Origin of the sequence: Methylobacterium sp. Leaf117 (genome assembly GCF_001422985.1) — a bacterium.
In the GTDB taxonomy this organism is placed as follows: Bacteria; Pseudomonadota; Alphaproteobacteria; order Rhizobiales; family Beijerinckiaceae; genus Methylobacterium.
Genome location: NZ_LMNL01000004.1, coordinates 63,638 through 86,023, shown reverse-complemented (window position 1 = coordinate 86,023; position 22,386 = coordinate 63,638). Strand labels below are relative to the sequence as shown.

Genomic DNA, 22,386 nt, shown 5'->3' with positions numbered 1-22,386 from the left:
AAAAAGGCATCACGCCGATCATCCCCGGCAAGCGCGGCCGCAAGCGGAAGATCCGCCACGACAAGCGCCGCTACTGCGAGCGCTGGCGGATTGAAGCAAGCTTCAATCGCCTGAAAGACTTCCGTCGCATCGCCACCCGCTACGACAAGCTGGCCCGAAACTACGCCTCGGCCGTCGCACTCGCTGCCGTCATCGCCTTCTGGTGCTGATCGAGTCCAGACCCGCATCGCCACCCGCTACGACAAGCTGGCCCGAAACTACGCCTCGGCCGTCGCACTCGCTGCCGTCATCGCCTTCTGGTGCTGATCGAGTCCAGACCCTAGTTCTCACAAAGAGCAGAGCTGCCGATGTGCCAGCTGCAACGACGGAATTCCCGATGTCTCGTACGCCTGCGGTGAAGGCCGCGGTCGTGTTTCCAACCGGTTGTCAGGCGGCGATCTGCCGGGGTTGAGGCTGGGTCCAGCACCACAACCCTGCAAACTCCGGTCATCATCGGGCGTCGTCGACCTTCAGCGGTGCCGGCAGCCTTCTTGCCTGACCCACAATTTGGTCCAAGTGCCCAGCTATGGTGTTCAGTGCACGCCAATCAGGACCGGACATGCTGCCACCGACGTCACCCATCTCCACCAAACGGAGCGACTTGGCGGTGTACGCGGAGGTCATTCGCGCCCTGATGCTGCGAGACATGCGCACGCGGTTCGGCGCGTCCTACTGGGGCTACGTCGTCGTGGTTCTGTGGCCCGTAGCGCACATCTTTCTGATGGTTACGATCATGTTGTTCCGCAACATGCCATCTCCAATGGGCAACAACCCGATCCTGTTCGTTGCGACGGGCGCCGTTCCAGCTCTGGTTTTTCAGTACACGTCTCGCGAAGCAATGAAAGCTATTCTTGTCAATAGACCGTTAATGTACTACCCGCAGGTAAAATCCTTCGACATCATGATCGCGCGTTTCATCGTCGAAACTGTGAAAGGCTTCCAGGGCCTGCTGATCATCATCGGGATACTTTTGCTGCTGGGTGTCGACCCTATGCCAGAAGATCCGGCTCGAGCAATCGAAGGCTATCTCATGGCCCTTCTCCTGGGACTTGGTATGGGTGCTATCAACATCGGCATGATGTCATTTTTCCCCGGATGGCTATGGGGATATATTGTCTTAAGTATTCTATTATACATGACATCCGGCGTTTTTTTCTTACCACATATGCTTCCAACCGAAATTTATGACCTTCTAAAGTGGAATCCGGTCGTCCAGATCATCGAGTGGGTCCGGCTCGCCTACAATCCTTCGCTCGGAATCACGGTCGATTATTTCTACGTTATGGCTTGGGGTTCGGGATCTCTCTGCCTCGGCTTGCTCATGGAACGCACCGTCGTCCGTCGATTCCAGTAATTCGGCCAGTTGCTGCAAACGGATAATGTTGCGGCTGAGCATCCGGCGGTACGCCTGGATCGCACGGCGCGGCCTTCCAAGGCCGACGCGCGCAACCTCTGCCACCTATCGGACCTGAGCGCCGAAGGTGCGGCGGGTGACGATCAGCGACAGGAGAATGTTCAGCGTCGCGATCGTCAGCAGAATCTCCAGCAGGAAATCGAGTCCGAACTAACCAGAGAGGGCACCGTCATCCTGCCGCTCGACACGTCGGCCGCGCCATCCCGGTCGCCGACTTCCTGCCGGGGCTGCGCACGGCTTGGCGGATGGGTGAGGTTCAACCGACGGCACAGCCCGCGCTGAAGCCGAAGCGCGGACGCCGTCGCCCGGATCCTCTCATCGCAGTCACCGACGACCTGCGATCCTGGTTCGAGGCGGATCCTACGCAAACCGGAGGACAGCTACTCCTGCGCCTCCAGACATCCGATCCCGACCGCTACCCGGACGCGCTGCTCCGAAGTTCGCTTCCAGTCTTGAGCATTACGCATACGGCGACGTTCGCCTGCCCAACGATCAAAAACCTCACACCTTGAGCTTGGCGAGCCAATGACGCGCGGCTTACGCGACTTGTTAAAGGCCTCCACAATTAATTAATAATAAAACCGTAAAAAAGGAGCATCATCTATCATTAGAAAACCAGATGTAATTACTAACGTAGATCCGTAGTAAAGATTTTTATTGTAGTAATTCGCATGCGATATTTTTGTATTCGAGCTCTAAGTATTTTCTACCCAGCGCAGGTTTTGACACGTTTCCTGATTGTTAAAGCGATTATCAGATAGGGATTTATTGTTTATGATTTACAAAATTTATCGTATTTAAGCTTCGGTACAATCGCGACTTACGATTGGCACAAAACAACCGCAAATTTAGGTATTTCTATATTTCGCACACGTGACGCCTGCGTTTTCTTTTTGCCAGTCAGATTTCATAGAGGCGCACAGAGGACCGTTTTGGCAGAACGAACCCAATTGAGGACGGAATGATTGGGCTCGCAACCCGATGCAGCGCGACGCCAAACGCACACGGACTTTTCCCAGCTGTGTGAAGCCGTTCGTTGCCGAATGTCACAGGCAATGACCGCGTCCGGCGCGACCCGGTAGGAGACTGGGGTCACAGCCGGTCGTGCAGCTTACCGAACAAAATCGATAGCCCTGCACTGGAGCCGATCGATCGGAGGTTCTCTGGTGAGGGGCTCTCCGCATCCGTCTCGAGTATGATGATCCGAGCCAGCGCGATGACCGGAGGATGGATGTGAGGACCAACGAGCCCCTGGACGGTCTACGGATCCTGAACGCACCCCGCTGCCACCTCGGCGAGGGGCCTTGCTACGACCCGCGAACTGACACCGCCTGGTGGGTCGACATCCTTGAACGGCGCCTGTTCGAGGCGCCCTTGGCAGGGGGAGGGGCGGCCCGCGTACATGGCCTGCCCATCATGGTGAGCACCGTAGTCGCGGTGGACAAGACACGGCACCTTCTGGCGGCCGAGAACGGGCTCTACTTGCGCGGCCTCGAGGATGGTGCGCTTGCGCTGCTCTGCCCTTTGGAGGCAGAGGATCACGGCACCCGCTCCAACGACGGTCGGGTCCACCCCAGCGGCGCCCTCTGGATCAGCACCATGGGGCGGGACGCCGAGTCGGGGCGCGGCGCGATCTACCACGTCGCCGGCACCCAGGTGACGCGCCTCTTCGGTGCCCTGACCATCCCGAACGCCATCTGCTTCTCGCCCGACGGCAGAACCGGCTACTTCGCCGACACCAACGTGGGCCTGCTCCAGCGCGTGGCCCTCGATTCCCGCACCGGCCTGCCGACGGGGGAGCCAACGACGCTCTACGATCATCGCGGTGGGGAGGGGGGCCTGGATGGAGCCGCCGTCGATGCCGAAGGCCGGATCTGGTGCGCCCGCTGGGGCGCCGCTTGCATCGATGCCTACAGTCCGGAAGGCCTGCGCGTGCGCACGATCCCCCTGCCGGTGACGCGTCCTTCGTGCCCCACCTTCGCAGGCCCCGACTTGGATCGCCTGCTCATCACCAGTGCCTACGAGGGCATGAGTCCCGAGGAGCGGGAAGCTGACCCGGAGCACGGACGCACCCTCGTGGTTGCAGCTGGATGTCGCGGACTGTTGGAGCCGGCTTTCCGGCTCTCGGTCTGAACGGCCACGCCGATCGGGCGGAATAGGCTGTCCGATTCCCGCCTCCTTCGATTCCGGGGGCGGGGACCGGCGCGTCGAGTCAGAGAAGCGGCGTCCCCACCAGTTCCACGGCGCTCGCTGGGCGCGCCCGGCGTCGTTCAATCCGTGCCCAGAGCTAGAGCGAGGCGTTCACGGGCCCGGCTGACGCGGCTCTTCACCGTGCCGGTCCGGCACCCAAGGACCCGGGCGGCCTCCTCGTAGAGCAGGCCGTCGACCATCACGAGGAGGAGGGTCTCGCGGTGTTCGGCCGTGAGGGTGTTCAGGGCGGCCTGGAGCTGAATCAGTTCGACGCGGCGCTCCTGCTCGGGCTCCAGGCTCAGGGTTGCGGCGAAAGCGCCGTCGACATCCTCGACTTCGCGCCGTAGGCGCTTGCGCTGGTTGAGGAACGCGTTGCGCAGAATCGTGAAGAGCCAGGCGATCAGCCGGGTCCCCGGCTCGAACCGCGACCGGTTTTCCCAGGCCCGCATCAGGGTCGTCTGGACGAGGTCGTCGGCCTCGGCGGCGTTCCGGCACTGCGCGAGCGCGTAGCGCCGGAGTTGCGGCACGGCGGCGAGCAGATCGGTCCGGAAGGAATCCGGAACCGGATTGCCCGCCGGCGCCGGCGCCAGGGCCTGCGCCAGCCGAAGCAGAACCTGACCGAGGCGCGAGGTGTCCTCAACAGCATCGGGACATGGGAAGACCGTGCTCAGTCGTCGGCCGATGCGATCCTGGATGTGCCGGGACAATCCCGCTTCATCCGAAACAGGATTTTGGTGTTGGAGATCTGACAGCACGAACGACCGCCCTTGTGTCTGGAGCACGATCCAGATCGCCTGTCGCTTTACGGGACAAGACCGCGTTCAGCTTGTGATTGGGCCATCACGTTCACGTCAATGATCCAGATATACCAGACATTCGGGCTTCGGATGCGGAACTGCGATCCCGCGTTCTTGTTACGAGCGGGACCATTGTGCGGGGCAGCGTCCCCAGGGAGCCACCGTGACCCTCGGCGTCGACAGGCATGAACTCCGGCAAATCATCGCCGGCCTCAGCGAGGGCGTGATCCTGGTCGAGCCCGACCAGACCATCGCGTATGCCAACGAGGCCGCGTTGGCGATGCATGGAGCTGAGACCGTCGGCGAGCTCGGCGAGACCGTGGACGCCTATCGTGAGCGCTTCGCCCTGCGCTACCGCAACAACCACGCTCCGAACCAGTATCCGATCGAGCGCGTGGTCTCGGGTGAGCGCTTCCATGACGTCATCGTCGAGGTGAAGCGCACCGATCGGCCGGACGTCGATTTCGTCCACTCGCTGCGCAGCTTGGTGGCCACCGACCGCGAGGGCAACCCGAGTTGCCTCGCGCTGATCCTCAAGGATGTTTCCGAGCAGTTCGAGGCCGAGGCGCGCTTCGAGGCCACCTTCAACGCCAACCCGGCCCCGGCGGTGATCTGCCGGCTGTCGGACCTGCGTCACGTCAAGGTGAATCTCGGTTTCCTCGAGATGACCGGCTACACCCGCGACGCCGTGATCGGCCGCAGCGTCTACGAGGTCGACGTCCTGGCCAATGCCCGCAGCCGGGATCTGGCGATCTCGCGGCTCAACGAAGGCGGCACCATTCCCCAGATGGAGGCCTGCCTCGACCTGCCGGATGGCGGAAGCCGCTACGTGATCGTGGCCGGCCAGCCCATGGATCTCGGCGACGAGCCGTGCATGCTCTTCACCTTCGCCGACCTCGACCTCCGGCGCAAAGCCGAGACGGCCCTGCGCCAGAGCGAGGAGCGCTTCGCCAAGGCGTTTCGCCTGACACCCGTGCCGACCCTCCTGGCGCGGGCGGAAGGCTTTGCCATCACGGGCGTCAACGAGGCCTTCGCGCGGGTCTTCGGCTACGGCAGCGACACGGTGAGCGGACGCTCGCCTGCCGATCTCGGCCTCTGGGTCCATGAGGCGGCCAGGATCCGGTTCGAGACGGCGGTGGCGCGCACCGGCTACGTGCTCGGACTGGAGGCCTGCCTCAAGCACGAGGACGGCACTAATCTCGACTGCCTGATCTCGGCCGAGCGGGTCGAGATCGGCGAGGAGGCCTTCGCGCTCCTCGTCCTGCAGGACATCACCGACCGCAAGCGCACGGAGCGCGACCTGTTCGAGGCCATCGAGGCGGTGATGGCCGACACCTCCTGGTTCAGCCGCGGGCTGATCGAGAAGCTGGCCAACCTGCGCCAGCCCGGCGGCGACCACCAGGATGCGGTCTCGCCCAACATGACGGTGCGGGAGCGCCAGATTCTGGACCTGATCTGCCAGGGCCTCAGCGACGACGTCATCGCCAAGCGTCTCAACCTGTCGAAGAACACGGTGCGCAATCACTCCGCCGCGCTCTACCGGAAACTCGATGTCCACAAGCGCTCCGAGGCCATCGTGTGGGGGCGGAACAATGGATTTCCAACGGCCGCACCTAGTTAAGAAAACTCATTATACTAGTACGGATAAACCATTGTCTGGCGTCATTCCGATGCCACCTGGGGTGCGGACGAGTGTCGCCCAGCCTGTCCAGGCCATCCCGCGTCAGGGGTCTCGATCCTGACAGTCCTTCAGGAGCGCGCCTGCATGAACGAGCCGAAATCCAGGACCGGGACGGAGATAAAGACCGGGACCGAGAACAAGACTGGGGTGGGGCCGACCTCAGAGACGCTCAAGGGCTCGGTCAAGGAAGCCATCGGCAAGCTGATCGGCGACGGCCGGGTCGAGGCGGAAGGCAAGTCCCAGCAAGACTCCAAGTCCCAGAAAGACCTGACGACGCGGCATGAAGCCGAGCCTCGCCAGAAACCACCGAACTCCGACGTGAAAACAAAGACCGCCCCTAAGCCGTAGCTTTGCTGGAACGTCGCAGACCTTCACCCCATCCACCCGCATCACACACAGGAGACACATCATGGTCGATACCAACCGGATCACCGGCGCCGCACAGGAACTCGGCGGCAAGATCCAGGGCGCCGTCGGCGACCTGACCGGCTCGAACCGGGACTCGGTCGAGGGCCGCGCCCGCGAGGTTCAGGGCACGGCCGAGAACCTCTACGGCCAGGCCAAGGACGCCGTGCGCGATGCGGCCGACCGTGTCGCCGATACGGCGCGCGACGTGGGTGCGCGGGTCCGCGATGCCGTCGACGACGTCGCCGGGTCCGACGGACGCGCGATCAAGGATCGGGCCCGCCACGCACAGGGCGCCGCCGGCGACACCTACGAGCGCGCCGAGCGTTCGGTCCGCAATGCCGGCCGCGAAGCCTACGATTACGCCGAGGACGCCTACGAAAACGGCGGCCACACCCTGCGCCAGAGCGGACGCGAAGCCGTTGCCCAGATCGGCGAGCACCCCGTCGCCGCCCTGCTCGTCGCCGGCCTCCTCGGCTACGGCCTCGGCCTCCTCATCCACGGCCGCGATTGATCCGCCGCGCCGCACCCGACCTTCACGGCCGCGCCTGACGCGCGGTCGTGCAGCCCTCCCACCCTCACGCCCCCCCTCGAACGACCGAACTTCTCGGACGACCGACCACCCGGAGTACCTCTACGTGTCCACTTCCCCCATCCTCGCCACCCCCGGCGCCTCGGCCGACACCCGCACCGTCCTGCTGAACCAGGTTTCCTGGGGCGCCATCTTCGCCGGCGCCGTCACCGCCCTGGTGACCCAGGTCATCCTCAACATGGTCGGCGTCGGCGTCGGCCTATCCAGCGTCGGCCCGGTGGCTGCCGACAACCCGGCCGCCTCGACCCTGTCGATGAGCGCCGGCATCTGGTTCGTGGGCTCCGGCATCGTCGCCTCGCTCGCCGGCGGCTTCATCGCCGGCCGCCTCTCGGGCAAGCCCGTCACCGGTGCGGCCGGCCTGCACGGCCTCGTCTCCTGGGCGGTGACCACGCTCGTGGTGCTCTACCTGCTGACCTCGGCGGCCGGTGGCCTCATCGGCGGCGCCTTCTCGGGCGTGACCAGCACGCTCGGCGGCGCCGGCTCGCTCGTCGGCGGAACCGTACAGACGGCGGCCCAGGCCGCAGCGCCCTCGCTGTCGAAAATCACCAACCCGCTCGACGGCATCGAGCAGTCGGTCCGCAACCAGACCGCCGGCCAGGACCCGCAGGCCGCCAAGGATGCGGCTGTGGCCGCCATCCGCGCCCTGTTCACGGGTGACCCGGCCCAGAAGGCTCAGGCCGAGAACCGCGCCGCCGACGCTCTCGCCAAGGCGCAGAACATCCCGGTCGATCAGGCCAAGGCTCAGATCCAGGACTACAAGAAGCAGTACGACGAGACCGTCGCCACCGCCAAGGTGAAGGCCGAGGCCGCCGCCGTGGCCGCCAAGTCCGCCGCGACCCAGGGTGCCTTCTACGGCGCGCTCGCCCTGATCCTCGGCGCGCTCGCCGGCTTCTTCGGTGGCCGGATCGGCGCCCCGAAGCTCCACACCCTCGCCGACGCTTACGACGCCCGCCGCGTCTGAGCCCATCCCCGGCCGGTCCCCGCGACCGGCCGGTCCCTCTGCGAAGATCGCGATCCCTCACATCAAAGGAGCCATCCCATGAGCAGCACCACGGACAAGCTGAAGGGCCTCGCCAACGAAGCCGTCGGAAACCTCAAGGAAGGCGTCGGCAAGGTCACGGGCAACGACAAGCTCGTTGCCGAGGGCAAGGCCCAGGAACTCAAGGGCGAGGCCCAGCGCACCGTCGGCGAGGCCAAGGACGGCGTCGCCTCGGTGGTCGACAAGGTCACCGGCAAGCACTGAGGCGTAGGCAGGCGCCGACCGCATTCACTATGCGGATTCCTCCGCGCTCCGATGGGGCGGCCTCGCCGCTCCATCCCATCCGAACGATCAGGAGAAACTCATGAATCGCGATCAGTTCCGCGGGGCTTCCCGCAACCTCAAGGGTCGCGCCCAAACTGCCCTCGGCGGCGTCACCGGTGATCCGGGCCGCCAGGTCCGCGGTGCCGTCAACCAGGTCGCGGGCGGCGCGCAATACGCCTATGGCCGCGCCCGCGACCGGGCCGAGGATCTGGCCGAGGACGGCCGTCACCTCGCCCACGAGGTCCGGGACCGGGCCGGAAACCTGATCGAGGACGGCCGCCACTTTGTCGGCGATGCGCGCGACCGGGCCGGAAACCTCATCGACGAGGGGCGCGACTACGCCCGTCAGGCCCGCAGCCGCGGCGCGACCTACGGCCGACAGGCGGCGCGCTACGCCGACGACAATCGGACCTCGGCCCTGCTCGGACTCGCCGCCGTCGCCTTCGCGGTCGGCTGGCTCGCCCGTCCGAAGCGCTGATCTCTCAGGCGCTGATCCCAGCCCGACGATCCTACCACCACGGAGACCATCCCATGATCCGCAAGCTCCTCACCGCCTTCCTGCTCCCGAAGGTCATCGCCTATGTCAGCCGCCGCTTCGGCGGCCGGGCCTCCACTCCGCCGAACCGTCGGGGCTACTGAGCATCCGCGTTTCTGATCCGCCGCGCTCCCACGAAACCCAGCCTGGAAACCGATCCACGATGAAGCTGACCCTCGCCCTTGCCGCGACCGTCGTCGCCACCCTCGTCGGGCTGCCGGCCCAGGCTTCGGCCACCACGGCTGCGCCGGTCGAGGCGCTGGTACGCGGTGACCTTCCGACCGGCTACGCCCAGTACCGTCGCTTCGGTCACCGCCACGGATGGCGCGGCGGACGAGGCTACGGCCGGGGCTACGGTTATCGTCGCGGCTACGGCTATCGCCGCGGACCCGGCGTCGGCGCGGCCGTCGGTGCCGGCGTCGCCGGTCTCGCCGCCGGGGCCATCATCGGCGGCGCCATCGCCAATTCGCAGGCCCAAGCCGCCCCGCGCGGAATCCCCGCCGAGGCGGTGGCCGCCTGTGCCCGCCGCTTCCGCTCGTACGACGCGGCCAGCGGCACCTACCTGGGCAATGACGGCGACCGCCATACCTGCCCGTAGCCCGCGCCGAGCGCCTTCCGCCTGCCCATAGGGCTGGCGAGTCGCGCCTTGCGCCTGCCCGTTGGGCCGGTGCCTCGCATCTTGCACCTGTCCGGCAAGGTCCGGGCAGGTGGACCTGCCGGTCGCCGAGAGGGAGCGAACGCCGACCGATGAAGTTCGCCAAGTTCGTCCTGCGCCCGGAACTCGTGTTCCTGATGCTCACGGTATGTCTCTGCCTCGCGGCCGGGGTGGCCTACTGGGTCTCGCGGGCCACGGTGCTGACGGTCGCCGTCGCCCCGCGGGACGGCACCGAGCCCGCCCTGATCCATGCCTATGCGGATGCTTTGGCCAAGCGCCACAAGGAGATCCGGCTGAAGGTCCTGGACCTCGACGACGTGCGCGACAGCGCCGCCGCCCTCCAGGAGGGTCGCGCCGACCTCGCCGTGGTGCGTCCGGACGTCGATCTGCCCGACAACGGCCTGACCCTCGCGATCCTGCGCGACCAGGCCATGATCATCGCTTCGCCCGAAGGGTCCGGCCTGACCCGGTTCCCCCAGCTCGACCGCAAGCGCCTGGCCATCCTGGCCCACCGGGACGCCGACCAGGCGCTGATCCGATCCATGGTCGAGCATTACGGTTTGGTGCTGCTCGACAAGGAGCCCGAGGGACCGGTTCCGCCGCGTCACGTCGTGCTGGTCGAAATGGCGGAGGCCGACCTCGGCGCGGCCTTCACCGCCAAGCGCATCGACGCGGTGGTGTCGGTGATCGCTCCGACCTCGCCGACCGCGCAACGTATCGTCGGGATCGTCCAGCGTGTCAGCCGTACCGGCAGGGTCGCCTTCGTCGATGTCGAGAACGCCGACGCCATCATCGCGCGCCTGCCACGCCTCCAGGCCGTGACGATGCCGGCCGAGACCTTCGGCGGCAGTCCCAAGGTCCCGGCCGAGGATGTCCATACGGTGGGGGCGTCCTATCGCCTGATGGCCCGCGCCAGCCTGTCCCGCCCAGTGGCGGCCGATGTGACCCAGCACCTGTTCGAGACGCGCAGCGGCATGGCCAACGTGACGCCGGCCGCCGACTACCTCCAGGCCCCGAGCTACGACAGCACGGCGGGTGCGACGAGCGCGCGGCTGCCCATCCATCCGGGGGCCGTCGACTTCTTCGAGCGTGAGCAGCAGGGCTTCATCGAACGCTACGAGACCTGGATCTACCTCGTGGCCTTTCTCGGCGGCGGCATCGGCTCGGCGCTCGCCTGGGTCGGCCAGCGCCTGTCGCGCCTGCGCCGCGAGCGCATCGAGGAGGCCACCGACCGCCTGCTGGAGATCCGGCAGGAAGCCCAGGACACCACCGACGCCCCGCGCCTGGAGCATCTGGCCCGCGAGATCGACGATCTGGCCGGCGAGATCGCCAAGCACGCGCTCGAGCGCCCGACCGAGGCCCGCACCCTGTCGGCGGCCGCGATCGCCATCGACGCGGCCCGCTCCACGGTCAAGCGCACCATCGCCGCCAGCCAGTACGCCGCCGAACCGAGCGATCTGGCCGGGCGCACGACATCGACGGAAGCCGCCACGGCGGGCTGACGGCGAGACCCCGGGCGCCCCAGCCCGGACCGACCCCGAAACCAAACGATCCCGAAACCAACCGATCCCGAAACCAAGTGTTACAGACCCGAAACGGAGACCGACGATGAGCAAGGGCTATCCTTCGATGACCGCGCTGCTGGGCCTGCTGGCCGTGGCCGGCTACCAGAACCGCGACAAGCTCGCCGAACTGCTGAAGGGTCACGACAGCACCCCGACGCAGGGCTCGATCCCGCACCTTCCGAACACCTCCTCGACCAGCACACAGTCCGGCGGCAGCGGCCTCGGCAATCTCGGCAGCCTCCTCGGCGGCGTCGGTACGGCCGGCATCGGCGGCCTGATCGCCAATGGCCTCAGCGAACTGGTCGACCACTTCACCAAGGGCGGCCACGGCGAGACGGCGACCTCCTGGGTCAATCACGGCCCCAACCGCGACATCCCCGAGGCCGATCTCGAGCGCGCCATCGGCCCGGACACCCTCGACCATCTCACCCAGCAGACCGGTCTGAGCCGTCCGGCCCTGCTGGCGCGCCTCTCGCGGGAACTTCCCTCGGCCATCGACCGCTACGCCGCCGACGGCCGCAAGCCCGCCTGACGCTTCCCTCCCGACCCGGCCGGCGCCGCGCGGCGCCGGCCGGAAGGGGGCGGATCCACCTCTCATCCCCTCCGATACGTGCGAACGGCCCAGGAGGGGACGCCTCCCGGGCCATGCCCGCCTTCGCTGAACGGATCTCCGAACGTGACCAAATTCATGAAGGGCCTGTCCTACGCCCTGGCCGCGGCCGCCCTCTGCACCCTCGTCTTCGTCATGTTCCAGTCGGCGAGCCTTCTCGTCGGCTCGTAATCCGGCCATGGCGTGCTTTGCAGCGGACGGCGCCACAGCCCGTGGAACGGGGGCCCGCCCTCAAGCGACCGGGCCGGCGATCCCGTCGAGGGCCGCACGGGCGCTGTCCGGCAACGTCAGCCCGGCCGCCGCCAGATTCTCGCGGAGGTGCCCACGCGACGCGGTGCCTGGGATCAGCAGGATGTTGGGCGCGCGGGCGAGCAGCCAGGCGAGCGCCACCTGCATCCGGGTCGCGCCGAGATCGGCCGCGACCGCGTCCAGGGTCGCCGACTGGAGCGGCGTGAAGCCGCCGAGCGGAAAGAACGGTACGTAGGCCGTGCCCGAGGCGGCGAGGTCGTCAATCAGCGCGTCGTCGGCCCGGTGGGTGAGATTGTACTGGTTCTGGACGCAGACGATCTCCGCGATGGTCCGCCCCTCGGCGACCTGCCGGGCGGTGGCGTTGCTGAGCCCGATCCGGCGGACGAGGCCCTGGCGCTGAAGCTCGGCCAGGGTGGCGAGGGGCGCCGCGATGGAGCCTTCGGCCGGACCGTGGACGTCGAACATGAGACGCAGGTTCACCACGTCGAGGGCCTCGACACCGAGGTTGCGCAGGTTGTCATGGACCGCGCGCGTCAGCGCCTCGGGCGAAAAGGCCGGGTTCCACGAAGCGTCGTCGCCGCGCATCGCCCCGATCTTGGTGACGATCACGAGGTCGTCCGGATACGGATGGAGAGCCTCGCGGATGATCTCGTTGGTGACGTGCGGGCCGTAGAAGTCGCTGGTATCGATATGGTCGACGCCCGAAGCCACAGCCTCGCGCAGAAGCGCGACGGCCTCGGCCCGGTCTTTCGGCGGCCCGAACACCTGCGGGCCGGCCAGCTGCATGGCGCCATAGCCCAGGCGCTTCACGGTGCGGTCCCCCAGGGCATAGGTCCCGGCGCGTGCGATGTCGGTCATGGTCTCTCTCCGTCGTGGTGACGGCGGATGTAGGCCGATGGGGGTTGCGTGATAACATGCCCCAATCGGCACAGGCTGTGCGAAAGGGCGAACAATGGCGGCCGATCTCGGTGACCTCGCGGCCTTCGTGGCGGTCGCCCGTGCCGGTGGCTTCCGCGAAGGCGCCAGGGCGAGCGGCCTCAGTGCCTCCGGCCTCAGCGAAGCCGTGCGCCGCCTGGAAGCCCGGCTGGGCGTCCGACTGCTCCATCGCACCACCCGCAGCGTCGCGCCGACCGAGGCGGGCGCGCGCCTCCTCGAGCGGCTGACCCCGGCGCTCGGTGAGATCGAAGCGGCCCTCGACGTCGTCAACGGGCTTCGGGATCGCCCGGCCGGCACCCTCAGGCTGAACGTGCCGGTGAGCGCGGCCCGCCTCGTCCTGCCCGGGATCGTGCCCGCCTTCCTCGCCGCCTATCCGGAGATCCGCCTCGACGTGGTGGCGGAGGACAGCTTCATCGACGTTCTGGCGGCCGGGTGCGATGCGGGCATTCGCTACGACGACCGGCTCGAGCAGGACATGATCGCCATCCCGATCGGCCCGCGTCGGCAGCGCTTCGCCACGGCGGCCGCGCCGGCCTATCTCGATCGCCACGGTCGTCCGGCCCACCCGCGCGACCTCCTGGCCCATGCCTGCCTGCGCGGACGCTTCGCCAGCGGCGCGATGACGGATTGGGAGTTCGAGCGCGACGGAGAGGTGGTGCGCGTCGAACCCGGCGGACCGCTCATCGTCCGGGCTGGGGCCGCCACCGACCTGGCGGTATCCGCGGCGATCGCCGGGACCGGGATCATCACCCTGTTCGAGGACTGGCTGCGCCCGCATCTCGCCAGCGGGGCGCTGGAGCCTGTACTGGAATCCTGGTGGCAGCCCTTCCCGGGGCCGTTCCTGTACTATCCGGGCCGTCGCCACCTGCCGGCACCGCTGAGGGCCTTCGTGGATTTCATCACCCGGCCTCGCGATCGCCCGTGAGCGGAGCCTTCGAACGCCCGCCGCCGCCGGGCGGTTGCGCTCCGCCAGACCCGGCGGAGCCGGAGGGTCACGGATGGGCGGCGGGATCGCGGGGGCGGCCCCCCGGAACGGTCCGGTCCAGCCGAGCCCTCCCGGCGGAGGGGTCGTGAAGCCGGACGGTGCGTCAGCGGATGCGGGCCAGGAGCGTCGTCACCTGTCCCCGGCGCATCCAGGCCAGGAGAGCGGCGAGACCGAGCAGCACGAGGGCCGGGGCGACCGGTGTCGGCAGGACGAGGATATGGGCCAGCACGGCGCCCACCATGGTGATTCCAAGCCAGATCGCCGCAATAGCGGCCAGGCCGGGGACCAGCAGGGCGACCGCGCCGACGACCTCGACGAGGCCGCTGACGATGCGGAACCCCTGACCGAGGCCGATCTGATCGAAGATCTGCACCATCATCGGCGCGCCCGCGAGCTTGGCGCCGCCCGCAGCGAGGAACACGAGGGCGAGGAGGACCTGGAGCGACCAGGCGAGGATGTTGCGGCCGCCTGACAGGGGCGTGGCGTGGGCACTGAGAGTCTGGGACACGGGGGAACTCCGGGAGGCATCGGGGCAGGCCCCAGGGACGAACGGGGCCGGTGGCAATGATCTAGACCCGATAGATCCATCGTTGGAGCCACTCTGATGCGATGCATTCCAACGGCTACGCCGATGGGTCGCGGGAGATCATCGGCTTCGTCCATGCCGTCTTCTGTCCGAGGACCTCGCGTGGCGCGCCGTGCAACCATCCGAATCAGCCTGAAGGAGCGCCCGAGCGGCGGCGGCGTGGCCGGCGTTGTGGCTGGGCGTGGGCAAGGGTCGGACGGAAGAGGCGAGCGCGATGCGCCCGGCCTATCCCGACGTGTGCGGAACCGGGAGGGGCGCGTCGCCCGTCTCGTCCCGGGCGCCGACGAAGCGGCCGAAGATCCGCCCGAGCAGGGCGCCGAGGCTGTCCATCAACAGGAACACCGCCGGCACGAACACCAGAGACAGCAGGGTCGAGACGATCAGGCCCGAGATCACCGCCACCGCCATCGGCGCCCGGAACTCGCCGCCGATGCCGAGCGCCATGGCGGAGGGCACCATGCCGGCCGCCATCGCGATGGTGGTCATCACGATCGGCCGGGCGCGCTTGCGGCCCGCATCGACGATCGCGGTGACGCGGTCGACGCCGCGGGCCATCTCCTCGACGGCGAAGTCCACCAGCATGATGGCGTTCTTGGTCACCAGCCCCATCAACATCAGGATGCCGATCACCACCGGCATCGAGATCGGCATGTTCAGGATCAGCAGGCCCAGGATGGCGCCGCCGATGGAGAGCGGCAGCGAGAACAGGATGGTCAGCGGCTGCAGGAACGAGCCGAACAGCAGCACGAGCACCGCGTAGACCATCATGATGCCGGCGCCCATCGCCATCAGGAAGCCCGAGAAGACCTCGCCCATGATCTCGGCGTCGCCGGTCTGCCGGATGGTTACGCCCGGCGGCAGGTTTTTCGCGGTGGGGGTCTCCAGCGCCTGCTGGATCAGGGACCCGAGCGCGTCCGACCCTTCCATGTTGGCCTCGACGGCGACGCGCACCACGCGGTCGTAGCGCTCGATGGCGCCGGGGCCCTGGTCGAGCTCGATGTCGGCGACAGCCGCCAGCGGCACGGCGGCCCCGTTCTTGGCCGGCACCTTGAGGTTCTCGAGACGCGAGACCGCAGCGCGGGCGCTCTCCGGCAATTGCACCCGGATCGGCACCTGCCGGTCGGGCGCGTTGAACTTCGCGAGGTTGAGACCGATGTCGCCGATGGTGCCGACCCGGACGGTCTCCGCGATGGCGTCGGTGGAGACGCCGAGATCGGCGGCCGCACTCTCCTTCGGACGGATGCGGACCTCCGTGCGGTTGAGGGGTGCCGTCGACATCACCGAGACGAGGTGGGGGATCGCCGCCATATCGCGCTGGAGCCGGGCGGCGACCTCGGTGACCACATCGACATCGGGACCGCCGACGACGAGAGCGAGATCGCGCTGGCCGCCGTCGCGCAGGGTCCACGACCGGATGTCGGGTTCCTGCGCCAGGAGGCCGGCGATCTCGGTCTCGATGGCGGCCTGTTTACGGGTACGCTGGTTCTTCGGCGTCAGGTTGACGATGAGGGTGGCAAGCCGAGTCTCCCGCTTGCCGCCGGCCTGGCGACCGCCGTCGACGAAGACCGAGACCACCTCGGGCAGGGCGCGGATGCGGGCCACCACCCGGTCGGAGACCGCGACGGTGTCGGGGAGCCGGGCGCCGGGGGCGAGTTCCACCATGAACAGCGTGCGGGCATTGTCCTGCTTGGGCACGAAGCCCGACGGCAGCAAGCCGGTGGAGGCCAGCGAGCCCGCGAACAGCGCAAGCCCGACGATGAGCGTGATGACGCGGTGGCGCACCGACCAGCCGACGAGGCGGCCATAGGCGCGCATCACCGGGCCGTCCTGCCCCTCCTCGTGGCCGTGGTCGCGTAGAAAGTAGGCGGCCAGCATCGGGGTGATCAGGCGCGCCACCAGCAGCGACATGAAGACCGAGACCGCGATGGTCAGCCCGAACTGCATGAAGTAGCGGCCGGCGATGCCGCCCATGAACGAAACCGGCGCGAACACCGCGATCAGGGTCGCCGTGATGGCGATGACCGCGAGCCCGATCTCGTCGGCGCCCTCGATGGCGGCGCGGTAGGGCGACTTGCCGAGCCGCATGTGGCGGACGATGTTCTCGATCTCCACGATGGCGTCGTCCACCAGGATGCCGGTTACCAGCGTGATGGCAAGCAGGCTGATGCCGTTGAGCGTGAAGCCCATGGCCTCCATGGCCCAGAAGGTCGGGAAGACCGAGAGCGGCAGCGCGAGGGCCGCGATCAGAGTCGCGCGCCAGTCGCGCAGGAACAGGAACACCACCAGTACCGCCAGGGCCGCCCCCTCGATCAGGGTGTGCATGGCCGAATCGTACGAGCCGATGGTGGCGGCGACCGAAGAATCGATGGTCTCGAACTGGATGTCCGGGTAGGCGGCCTGGAACGTGGCGATGCGTTTCTCGACGCCTTCCGCGACCTCGGCATCGCTGGCCCCCGAGCCACGCGAGACCGCGAAGGCGACCACCGGCTCGCCGTTGAAGCGCGCGAAGGTGCGGGGCTCCTCGATGGAATCCTCCAGGGTGGCGAGTTCGTCGAGGCGGACCTTGCGGCCGCCGGGCAGGATGATCGAGGTGGCCTTGAGGTCGCGCAGAGATCGCGACGCGGCCAGCGTCCGGATCGACTGCTCGCGCCCGCCGACCTCGCCGCGCCCGCCCGCCATGTCGGCGGAGGTGAGGCGGAGCTGCCGGTTGACGTCGGCGGCGGTGATGCCGAGCGCCAGCAGCCGGTCGGGCAGCAGGGTGACGCGCATCTCGCGGGCGACACCGCCGACGCGCTCGACGCCGCCGACCCCCTTCACGCCCTGGAGCGACCGGGCGACCTTGTCCTCCACGAACCAGGACAATTCGGCCGGCGTCATGCCGGGCGACCTCACGCCGTAGATCAGGATCGGCAGACCGGTGATCTCGACGCGCTGGATCACCGGCTCGTCGATGGTGCGGGGCAGGTTGATGCGGATCTTCGAGATCGCATCCTTGACGTCATTGACGGCCCGGTCGGTGTTCACCTCCAGGCGGAACTCCACCGTGGTCACGGACGAGCCTTCCGTGATCGCCGAGGTGATGTGCTTGACCCCGCGCACGCCGGCGATCGAATCCTCGACCCACTTCGTCACCTGGGTCTGCAGCTCGGCGGGGGCCGACCCGCTCTGCGTGATCGTCACCGACACGATGGGCACGTCGACATTCGGCATCCGCGTCACCGCGAGGCTGCGGAAGCTGACGAGGCCGAGCACGATCAGCACCATGAACAGCACGAGGGGGGCGATCGGATTGCGGATCGCCCAGGCGGAAAGGTTCAGGCGCATGGGGCGGCTCGGTGCGGGTTGGGTTCAGGGTTCATGGGCCGGCCGGCGGGAGCGCAACGGACTTCCCGCCTCGGGAAACAGGGCACTCTCAAGAATGGACACGCCGCCATGCCGGGTCGCCGAAGGCGGACCCGGCATGGCGGAGCACCGCGAGAGAAATTCGGGCGAGCGGTAGGCGACACGCCCGCCCGATCAGGGCGTGCCCGCCTCGGCGGTCGCGCGCGGGGAGGGGCCCGAAGCCAGGGCGGGCTCCGGCACCGCCAGGGCCACCGGGTGGACCCGGTCGCCGTCGCGCAGGAAGCTGCCGGCCCGGGCCACGACGCGCTCACCGTCGCCGAGCCCGGCGCGGATCTCGATGTCGTCGTCGTCGGACAGCCCGGTGCGGACGGCCCGGGCCTCCACCACGTCGTCCGCGACAACGAGGACGGTGCTGCGCTGAGCCCCGCCATAGAGCACTGAGGCCTGCGGCACGGTCACGCCGCGGGTGCGGGCAAGTTCGACGGCGCCGCGCGCGAAGGTGCCGATGCGCAGGCGCGGGTCCGGATCGAGGCGGACGCGGACCTTGCCGAGGCGCGTCGCCTTGTCGACCTCGGGGTACACGGTGCGCACGCTGCCCGAGACACGGGAGCCGTCGCCGAGTTCGATCCAGGCCGGGGCGTTTTCGCGGAGCTGCGGCAGCTTGGTCTCGAGCACCTCGCCCTCCAGCTCGATCTCGCCCCGGGCGATCAGGCGGAACAGGGGCTCGGCCGAGGCCGAGGCCGAAGCCGCGAGGCCGACGCGGGCGCTGCGGCGGTTGACGATACCGGCCTCCGGCGCGCGGATCTCGGTGCGGGCCAGACGCAGGTTCAGTTCGTCGAGAACGGCGCGGGCCTGGGCGAGGTCGGCCCGTGCGATGCGCAGGCCGTTGCGGGCGAAGGCGCGCTTGCCCTCGGCTTGGCGCAGGGTCGCAGTGCGTCCTTCCATCACGGCGGCGGTGGCGTTGCCGGTCCTCAGGAGCTGTTGCGCCCGCTCGAAGGCAAGGCGTGCCTCGGTCTCGGCGGCCTCCGCCTGTTCGATGCTGCTCTGGGCCTGGGGCACGGCGGCCTCGGCCTTCTCCACCAGGGCGGCCTGCTGGGCGAGTTGCCGGTCGATGAGGTCGTGCGAGAGGCGGGCCAGCACCTGGCCCCGGGCCACGCGCGCGCCTTCCTCCACCAGCACCTCGGTGACCCGGTAGCCCTCGATTTCCGGCGTCACCAGGATCTCGTCGCGCGGGACCAGGGTGCCGGTGACGACCACCGACTCGACGATCTCCCGCCGTCGGGCCTCGACCACGCTGATGGTCGGCACGAGCGTGGATTTCGGCTGCACGGCCCCCGCCGGCGCAGGGCCGGCGAGGGCCGCCGAAGCCGGCAGCGCCAGGGCGAGAAGGGCGAAGCCGAGGCGGGCGAAGTTCATCAGCGGGACTCCATGGCGGGGCATGAGCGGGGCTCCCCGGCTGGGAGAGGCGCGCGGCCGGCGAGCCCTGCCTCGATCAGGGCCTGGAGTTGCGCCACGGCCATGCCCGTATCGAAATCGGGCAGGATGGCGCGGCTCAGGACGATGCCCTTCAGCTGGGGCGCCAGCAGGGCGTAGAGGCCGGACGGGTCGCAGTCCGAAGCGGTGGCGAGGTCGGCGAAGGTCTCCTCGAACCAAGCCCGCGCCTCCGCCTCCGTCTCCGCCGTCAGGGCCGCGATTGCGGGATTGCGGGTTCCCTCGGACCAGATCTCCAGGCGCAGCACCGCCGCCTCGCGGGTCAGCGACCCGAAATACTGTCCGAGTACCCCGAACAGGGCACTGCGCCGGTCGCCCTCCTGCTGGAGGCGCGTCACCAGGAGGGCGCCGCTCTCACGCTCGCGCTCGACCAAGCCGAGGACCAGGGCCTCCTTCGAGCGAAAATAGTGATAGAAATTGCCCGCCGTCATCCCGGCCTCGCGGGCGAGATCCTGCATGGTGGTGCGATGGAACCCGTTGCGCACGAAGCAGGCGCAGGCGGCGTCGAGGATCTGTTCCCGACGCGCGGCCTGTCCGGCGCGGGCATCGATGAGGGTGCCGACCGGCGAGGCCATGCTCAGGAGACCCGTCCGTCCGCAGACGGCGCGACCATCCGGCAGGCGGTAACCGAGGCATCCGCATCGGCGCAGAGACGGGCCTGCCAGCCGACCGAGCCGTTGCCGGTCCAGGCAATCAGGGCGGCCCAGCCGAGCACCAGCACGGCCCCGAGCAGCAGCTGCTCCGGCGCGACGAGTGTCCGCGCCCGCCGCATCAGCGCCTGAGACCAGGCATCCTCGTGGGTCCGCTGCATCGCATCCTCCATCCGACCCCATCAACGTATTGAATGTTCATTCACTGGTCAATGAGCGTTCATTCTGATCGTACGGAAGGGCACGGCGATGCGGCCTCCGGGCCACAGGCGTGGCCTCTCACGCGCACTGCCGTGTCAACATGCAGCAAGTCCGGGCCGGAACGGCGGATGACGGCGCGGGTTCGACCAGGTCTCCGCGGAGGCTTCCGGTCGGCTTGGTTCGGACACTCGCGACGCGCACGCACTGCCCGTGGCGGCGCGCCCGCCTCCGACCCGTGCCGTCCGCTTCCCCACCAAGGGTATCCGTACCGTGCTGAAGCCTTTTCCCCGCGAAGGTGGTGCCGTCACCCGCACCGACGGCTACCTCCCACTCGAAGCCTACGCGGCCATCGGTGAGGGCCGCTCGGTGGCACTCTCGGGCGCGGATGGCTCCATCGACTGGTGGTGCTGCCCCAATCTCGACTCGCCGCCGCTGTTCGACCGCCTGCTGAGCCCAGACGAAGGCGGCTACTTCGCGATCACCCCGGAGGAGCCGTTCACGGCCGAGATCGGCTATCGCGAAGGCAGCAACGTCCACGAGACCGTCTTTACCACGAAGACCGGGCGCGCGCGGCTCACCGAAAGCCTGAACAGCGGCCCGGCCGGACGCCTGCCCTGGGCGGAGCTGGCCCGCCGGATCGAGGGCCTGGAGGGGCGCGTGCGCTTCCGGGTGGCGCTGGTGTTCGGCACCCGGGGCGACACGGCCGCCCCCTACCTGTCGGGCAACAGCAACGGCACCGCCTTCCACGTCGCCGGCATGATGGGCCTGTTCCGGACCAGCGACGGCATCCGGATCGAGGCGGAGAACGACCACGCCATCTTGGGCTTCGTGGAGGTGCGCGCAGGCCAGCGCGAAGTCGTCGCCATCGTGGCGGCCGAGGACCAGCCCCTGGTGGTGGCGCCCATCGAAGAGATCGACCGGCGCATCGACGTGTCGTGCGGGGAGTGGCGGGACTGGACCGAACGGCTCGCCTATCGGGGTCGCTACGCCGAGCAGGTCGAGCGCAGCGCCCTGGCGCTGAAGCTGCTGCTCTACTCGCCCACCGGCGCCATCGCGGCGGCGGCCACGACGTCCCTGCCCGAGGGCATCGGCGGCTCCAAGAACTACGATTACCGCTACGCCTGGATCCGCGATGCCGGCTACGTCATCAAGGCCTTCCTGCGCCTGGGCGCGCAGGCCGAGGCCAACGCCGCCCTGTCCTGGCTGATGCGCCACATCGGCGAGCACGGGGCACAGGTGCTCTACACCCTCGACGGCGGGCGCGTGCCCGGCGAGCGGGAGATCGACCTTCCGGGTTATCGCGGCTCGCGTCCCGTGCGGACCGGAAACCTGGCGACGGGTCAGCACCAGCACGGCATCTACGGCGACATCTTCGAGACCGCAGAGCGCTTCGTCGCCGACGGCAACATGCTCGACCTGCGCACCGGGGCGCTGCTCGCCGAACTCGCCGACCAATGCGCCGAGTCCTGGAAGCTCAAGGATGCGGGCATCTGGGAACTGCCGGATGCCGAACACTACACCGGCTCCAAGATCAGCTGCTGGCAGGCCCTCGCCCGGGCGGTGGAACTCGCCGATGGCGGACACCTTCCGGGGGCGTGCCGGGAGCGCTGGGCGCGTGCCCGCGACCGGGTCGCCGAGTGGATCGATCAGCATTGCTGGTCCGAGGCGCAGCAATCCTACGTCATGCATCCGGGCACCGAAAAGCTCGATGCCTCCCTGACCCTTGCGGTACGATTCCGCTTCGGCAATCCCGTCCGCCTCGCCGCCACCTGCCGGGCCGTCGACCGAGCGTTGGGGCGCGGTCCCTACCACTACCGCTACACCGGCGCGGAGGCGGAAGAGGGCTGCTTCCTCGCCTGCACGTTCTGGCTGATCGAGGCCAAGGCCCTGCTCGGGGAGCAGGCGGAGGCGGAAGCCGCCTTCGAGGCCCTGGTGGCGGCTCTCGATCGGAATTCCGGCACCTATGCCGAGATGGCCGACCCCGTCAGTGGAACCTATCTCGGCAACCTGCCGCAGGGGTTGACCCACCTCGCCCTGATCCAGGCCGCCGCCACCCTATCGGGACAGGGTCTGTAGGCCTCGGGACCGAGCGAGAGCTTTGGTCGCAGATCCGCCCCAGGCTCTGCCGCGTTGCCCGGGACCACAGCAGGAGACGGCAGC

21 protein-coding genes and 1 pseudogene are annotated in these 22,386 nt (G+C 68.3%); 15 read left to right on the top strand and 7 right to left on the bottom strand.

Annotation, left to right across the window (positions count from 1 at the left end; genetic code table 11):
• The 4 genes and pseudogenes from ASF57_RS26745 to ASF57_RS05375 form a co-directional block, all read left to right on the top strand.
• A partial coding sequence (locus ASF57_RS26745; RefSeq protein WP_244476823.1) for a transposase occupies positions 1-209 on the top strand: 209 nt, incomplete at its 5' end.
• Between the two features lie 389 nt (positions 210-598).
• Complete coding sequence (locus tag ASF57_RS05380) at positions 599-1,393, top strand: ABC transporter permease (protein WP_056480875.1); 795 nt, start codon at positions 599-601, stop codon at positions 1,391-1,393.
• A 275-nt stretch (positions 1,394-1,668) separates the two neighbouring features.
• Positions 1,669-1,893, top strand: a pseudogene (locus ASF57_RS26740) (hypothetical protein); the annotation flags it as partial.
• A gap of 793 nt (positions 1,894-2,686) precedes the next feature.
• On the top strand, positions 2,687-3,586 hold the full coding sequence (locus ASF57_RS05375) for an SMP-30/gluconolactonase/LRE family protein (RefSeq protein ID WP_244476822.1): 900 nt from the start codon (positions 2,687-2,689) through the stop codon (positions 3,584-3,586).
• 137 nt (positions 3,587-3,723) lie between these two features.
• Here the strand turns inward: ASF57_RS05375 and ASF57_RS05370 are convergent, their stop codons facing one another.
• Positions 3,724-4,350, bottom strand: a complete 627-nt coding sequence (locus tag ASF57_RS05370) for a sigma-70 family RNA polymerase sigma factor (protein ID WP_056480871.1) — start codon at positions 4,348-4,350, stop codon at positions 3,724-3,726.
• Between the two features lie 253 nt (positions 4,351-4,603).
• Between ASF57_RS05370 and ASF57_RS05365 the strand changes: the two genes are divergently transcribed.
• The 9 genes from ASF57_RS05365 to ASF57_RS05325 all read left to right on the top strand — a co-directional run bounded on the left by ASF57_RS05365 (position 4,604) and on the right by ASF57_RS05325 (position 11,708).
• Positions 4,604-6,061, top strand: a complete 1,458-nt coding sequence (locus tag ASF57_RS05365; protein ID WP_056480869.1) for a helix-turn-helix transcriptional regulator — start codon at positions 4,604-4,606, stop codon at positions 6,059-6,061.
• 144 nt (positions 6,062-6,205) lie between these two features.
• On the top strand, positions 6,206-6,469 hold the full coding sequence (locus ASF57_RS26735) for a CsbD family protein (protein WP_056480867.1): 264 nt from the start codon (positions 6,206-6,208) through the stop codon (positions 6,467-6,469).
• A 61-nt stretch (positions 6,470-6,530) separates the two neighbouring features.
• A complete protein-coding gene (locus ASF57_RS05355; RefSeq protein WP_056480865.1) occupies positions 6,531-7,040 on the top strand; it encodes a CsbD family protein in 510 nt (169 codons plus the stop codon).
• Positions 7,041-7,164: 124 nt separating this feature from the next.
• Positions 7,165-8,079, top strand: a complete 915-nt coding sequence (locus ASF57_RS05350) for a hypothetical protein (RefSeq protein ID WP_056480863.1) — start codon at positions 7,165-7,167, stop codon at positions 8,077-8,079.
• Between the two features lie 78 nt (positions 8,080-8,157).
• Positions 8,158-8,361 (top strand): CsbD family protein, encoded by a 204-nt coding sequence (locus ASF57_RS05345; protein ID WP_056190475.1) that lies wholly within the window; start codon positions 8,158-8,160, stop codon positions 8,359-8,361.
• 100 nt (positions 8,362-8,461) lie between these two features.
• Positions 8,462-8,899 (top strand): CsbD family protein, encoded by a 438-nt coding sequence (locus ASF57_RS05340; RefSeq protein ID WP_056190477.1) that lies wholly within the window; start codon positions 8,462-8,464, stop codon positions 8,897-8,899.
• Between the two features lie 220 nt (positions 8,900-9,119).
• Positions 9,120-9,554, top strand: a complete 435-nt coding sequence (locus ASF57_RS05335) for a BA14K family protein (protein WP_056480861.1) — start codon at positions 9,120-9,122, stop codon at positions 9,552-9,554.
• A 149-nt stretch (positions 9,555-9,703) separates the two neighbouring features.
• Positions 9,704-11,113, top strand: a complete 1,410-nt coding sequence (locus ASF57_RS05330; RefSeq protein ID WP_056480859.1) for a TAXI family TRAP transporter solute-binding subunit — start codon at positions 9,704-9,706, stop codon at positions 11,111-11,113.
• Between the two features lie 106 nt (positions 11,114-11,219).
• Positions 11,220-11,708, top strand: a complete 489-nt coding sequence (locus ASF57_RS05325; protein WP_056480857.1) for a YidB family protein — start codon at positions 11,220-11,222, stop codon at positions 11,706-11,708.
• A gap of 309 nt (positions 11,709-12,017) precedes the next feature.
• On the opposite strand, the gene ASF57_RS05320 is transcribed toward ASF57_RS05325, so the two are convergent.
• A complete protein-coding gene (locus ASF57_RS05320; protein WP_056480855.1) occupies positions 12,018-12,893 on the bottom strand; it encodes an aldo/keto reductase family oxidoreductase in 876 nt (291 codons plus the stop codon).
• 94 nt (positions 12,894-12,987) lie between these two features.
• Between ASF57_RS05320 and ASF57_RS05315 the strand changes: the two genes are divergently transcribed.
• Positions 12,988-13,896, top strand: a complete 909-nt coding sequence (locus tag ASF57_RS05315; protein WP_056480853.1) for a LysR family transcriptional regulator — start codon at positions 12,988-12,990, stop codon at positions 13,894-13,896.
• A 163-nt stretch (positions 13,897-14,059) separates the two neighbouring features.
• Here ASF57_RS05315 and ASF57_RS05310 read toward each other — a convergent pair whose 3' ends face one another.
• The 5 genes from ASF57_RS05310 to ASF57_RS05290 form a co-directional block, all read right to left on the bottom strand.
• Positions 14,060-14,464, bottom strand: coding sequence for a DoxX family protein (locus ASF57_RS05310; RefSeq protein WP_056480851.1), 405 nt, complete (start codon positions 14,462-14,464; stop codon positions 14,060-14,062).
• Between the two features lie 303 nt (positions 14,465-14,767).
• Entirely contained in the window at positions 14,768-17,866 is a 3,099-nt protein-coding gene (locus tag ASF57_RS05305) for an efflux RND transporter permease subunit (protein WP_056480849.1), read from the bottom strand.
• Between the two features lie 192 nt (positions 17,867-18,058).
• Positions 18,059-19,300 carry an efflux RND transporter periplasmic adaptor subunit gene (locus ASF57_RS05300; protein ID WP_056480848.1) on the bottom strand — a complete coding sequence of 414 codons (1,242 nt, stop codon included), beginning with the start codon at positions 19,298-19,300 and terminating at the stop codon, positions 18,059-18,061.
• The gene (locus ASF57_RS05295) at positions 19,300-19,950 is read right to left on the bottom strand and encodes a TetR/AcrR family transcriptional regulator (protein ID WP_056480845.1); all 651 of its coding nucleotides are present in this window, start codon (positions 19,948-19,950) and stop codon (positions 19,300-19,302) included. Before ASF57_RS05295 ends, ASF57_RS05300 begins: the two co-directional genes overlap by 1 nt.
• Positions 19,951-19,952: 2 nt before the next feature.
• Complete coding sequence (locus ASF57_RS05290) at positions 19,953-20,186, bottom strand: hypothetical protein (RefSeq protein ID WP_156375974.1); 234 nt, start codon at positions 20,184-20,186, stop codon at positions 19,953-19,955.
• Between the two features lie 250 nt (positions 20,187-20,436).
• On the opposite strand from ASF57_RS05290, the gene ASF57_RS05285 reads away from it, so the two are divergent.
• The gene (locus ASF57_RS05285; RefSeq protein ID WP_244476821.1) at positions 20,437-22,302 is read left to right on the top strand and encodes a glycoside hydrolase family 15 protein; all 1,866 of its coding nucleotides are present in this window, start codon (positions 20,437-20,439) and stop codon (positions 22,300-22,302) included.
• Positions 22,303-22,386: the final 84 nt, after the last annotated feature.

Bases quoted from the DNA above. Each gene is read 5' to 3' on its own strand.
- ASF57_RS05340 (WP_056190477.1), top strand. From the start codon at position 8,462: ATGAATCGCGATCAGTTCCGCGGGGCTTCCCGCAACCTCAAGGGTCGC.
- ASF57_RS05315 (WP_056480853.1), top strand. From the start codon at position 12,988: ATGGCGGCCGATCTCGGTGACCTCGCGGCCTTCGTGGCGGTCGCCCGT.
- ASF57_RS05320 (WP_056480855.1), bottom strand. From the start codon at position 12,893: ATGACCGACATCGCACGCGCCGGGACCTATGCCCTGGGGGACCGCACC.
- ASF57_RS05355 (WP_056480865.1), top strand. From the start codon at position 6,531: ATGGTCGATACCAACCGGATCACCGGCGCCGCACAGGAACTCGGCGGC.
- ASF57_RS05330 (WP_056480859.1), top strand. From the start codon at position 9,704: ATGAAGTTCGCCAAGTTCGTCCTGCGCCCGGAACTCGTGTTCCTGATG.
- ASF57_RS05345 (WP_056190475.1), top strand. From the start codon at position 8,158: ATGAGCAGCACCACGGACAAGCTGAAGGGCCTCGCCAACGAAGCCGTC.
- ASF57_RS05300 (WP_056480848.1), bottom strand. From the start codon at position 19,300: ATGAACTTCGCCCGCCTCGGCTTCGCCCTTCTCGCCCTGGCGCTGCCG.
- ASF57_RS05325 (WP_056480857.1), top strand. From the start codon at position 11,220: ATGAGCAAGGGCTATCCTTCGATGACCGCGCTGCTGGGCCTGCTGGCC.
- ASF57_RS05295 (WP_056480845.1), bottom strand. From the start codon at position 19,950: ATGGCCTCGCCGGTCGGCACCCTCATCGATGCCCGCGCCGGACAGGCC.
- ASF57_RS05305 (WP_056480849.1), bottom strand. From the start codon at position 17,866: ATGCGCCTGAACCTTTCCGCCTGGGCGATCCGCAATCCGATCGCCCCC.
- ASF57_RS05380 (WP_056480875.1), top strand. From the start codon at position 599: ATGCTGCCACCGACGTCACCCATCTCCACCAAACGGAGCGACTTGGCG.
- ASF57_RS26735 (WP_056480867.1), top strand. From the start codon at position 6,206: ATGAACGAGCCGAAATCCAGGACCGGGACGGAGATAAAGACCGGGACC.
- ASF57_RS05290 (WP_156375974.1), bottom strand. From the start codon at position 20,186: ATGCAGCGGACCCACGAGGATGCCTGGTCTCAGGCGCTGATGCGGCGG.
- ASF57_RS05335 (WP_056480861.1), top strand. From the start codon at position 9,120: ATGAAGCTGACCCTCGCCCTTGCCGCGACCGTCGTCGCCACCCTCGTC.